Source organism: Microbacterium sp. P2_F9 (assembly GCF_056403635.1).
Genome location: NZ_JBFUFC010000331.1, coordinates 1 through 2,355, shown reverse-complemented (window position 1 = coordinate 2,355; position 2,355 = coordinate 1). Strand labels below are relative to the sequence as shown.

Here is a 2,355-nt window from a genome sequence, read left to right as displayed (position 1 = left end):
GCCCAAGGTGATCGCCGTCTGGGGCCCCGCCGGCGCGCCCGGGCGGTCCACCCTCGCCATCGAGCTGGCGGCCGAGCTCGCTCGCGGTGGGAAGCGCGTGGGACTGGTGGATGCCGATACCCACGCACCGTCGATCGCGCTGCAGCTCGGGCTCGCCGACGAGGGCCCTGGCTTCCCGAGCGCCTGCCGTCAGGCCGAGCGCGGGGAACTGGATGTGCGGGAGCTGGACCGGATCAGCGTTCCCCTCGGCGGCACCGGCGTGGACGTCCTCACCGGGCTGAATCGGCCGTCGCGCTGGCCCGAGCTCACCGCGGGGCGAGTCGCGTCCGCCCTCGCCGTGTGCCGGGAGTGGACTGACTTCACCGTCGTCGATGTCGCGGCATCCCTGGAGCGGGACGAGGAGATCGTGAGCGACCTCGAGGGCCCTCGTCGCAACGCCGCCACGCTCGCGGTCCTCGCTGCGGCCGACCTGGTCGTCGCCGTCGCGGCCGCCGATCCGGTCGGCATCTCCCGGCTGCTGCGGGCGCATGCCGAGCTGCGCGCCGCCATCGGCGCCACGCCGGTCGCGGTCATCGCGAACCGGCTGCGCCCCGGCACGCTCGGCATCGACGCCCGCGGGCAGGTGCGGCGCACGCTCGATCGGTTCGGCGGCATCGACGACGTCTGGTTCGTCCCTGCGGATCCGCGGTCGGCGGATGCCGCGATCCTCGCCGCGCGACCGATCGCCGAGGTCGCCCTGCGGTCGCCGCTGACGCTCGCTGTCCGGCGGTTCGTCGGAGAGGTCGTCGTCCCGGCGCCGGCGGTGTCCGCTCCCGCGGTGCGCCGCGGCATCCGTCGCCCCCGTCGCGACGCCGCCTGACCGGTTGGCTCTACGCTGGGAGGCGTGTCGACCCTCAGCGATCTCGTCTACGCCCAAGGGCGATCCAATGAAGCCTCCGTCGAGTGGCTCCACCGTCTGGCCGGCGACGGGCAGCTGCTCGCGGACCTCGCGTTCGCCGACATCGTGATCTGGGTGCCGACCGAGGACGACTCGTTCATCGCCGTCGCGCACACGCGGCCGAGCGGCGCAGCGACCCTGTTCTATCGCGACATCGTCTCCGACCGGGTGCGGCCGCAGTGGCGCACGCAGGTGCGGGATGCCTTCCAATCCGGGCAGATCGTCGACTCGGCGTCGCCGGACTGGTTCGAAGAGACGCCCACCCGCGTGCGTGCGGTGCCCATCGTGCGTGCCGGCCACAACGGCGAGCCGTCGCAGACCATCGGGGTGCTCACTCGGCACACGAATCTCGGCGACTCGCGTACCCCGTCGCGGCAGCAGATCACCTTCAACGACTGCGCCGACGATGTGTTCGGGATGATCGCCTCCGGGGAGTTCCCCGATCTGTCCGCGCCGACATCGCCTCGGCGCGGCGCGCCGCGCGCCTCGGACGGCCTCATCCGTCTCGACGTCGACGGCACCACGACCTTCGCAAGCCCGAACGCGCTGTCGGCCTTCAACCGGCTGGGCTTCGAAGACGAGCTGGAGGGCGAGTCGCTCGTCGAGGTGGTGACACGCATCCTGCCGGCGAAGCGCCAGTTCGACGAGTCGCTTCCCGTCGTGGTGAGCGGGCGGGCGCCGTGGCGCGCCGACATCGAGTCCCGCGGCGTGACGGTGAGCCTGCGCACCATCCCGCTGCGCGATCACGGCACCCGCATCGGCGCGATCGTGCTCTGCCGCGATGTGACCGAGATCCGCCATCAGGAGCAGGAGCTCATCACCAAGGACGCGACGATCCGCGAGATCCACCACCGGGTGAAGAACAACCTCCAGACGGTCGCCTCGCTGCTGCGCATCCAGTCCCGCCGCTCGCACACCGACGAGGCGCGTGAGGCGCTCACCCAGGCGATGCGCCGGGTCTCGGCGATCGCGGTCGTCCACGACACCCTCTCCGAGGGCCTTGCGCAGAACGTCGACTTCGACGCAGTCTTCGCCCGTGTGCTCAAGCTCGTCGCCGAGGTCGCCGCCGCGCCGAACACGCGCGCTCGCACGCGGTCGACCGGGAAGTTCGGCATCCTGCCGAGCGAGTACGCGACACCGCTCGCCCTCGCGCTCACCGAGCTCGTGACCAACGCCGTCGAGCACGGGCTCGCCGGTCAAGAAGGCGACGTCGAGATCATCGCCGAGCGCGGCGACGAGAGCCTCGAGGTGCGCGTGCGCGACACCGGGTCGGGCCTTCCAGAGGGTCAGGTCGGCCGGGGTCTGGGCACGCAGATCGTCCGCACCCTCATCCAGGGGGAATTGGGCGGAACCATCGACTGGCACACCATCACGGGCAGCGGCACGGAGGTCACGATCGACATCCCGCTCCGCCACCT

2 protein-coding genes are annotated in these 2,355 nt (G+C 71.8%); both read left to right on the top strand.

The features are described from left to right. Positions 1 to 859: CpaE/TadZ family protein (locus tag AC1DVT_RS19605; protein WP_477391001.1), on the top strand; the 859-nt coding region annotated here is incomplete at its 5' end. A 24-nt stretch (positions 860 to 883) separates the two neighbouring features. Next, a partial coding sequence (locus tag AC1DVT_RS19600) for a sensor histidine kinase (protein ID WP_477390999.1) occupies positions 884 to 2,355 on the top strand: 1,472 nt, incomplete at its 3' end.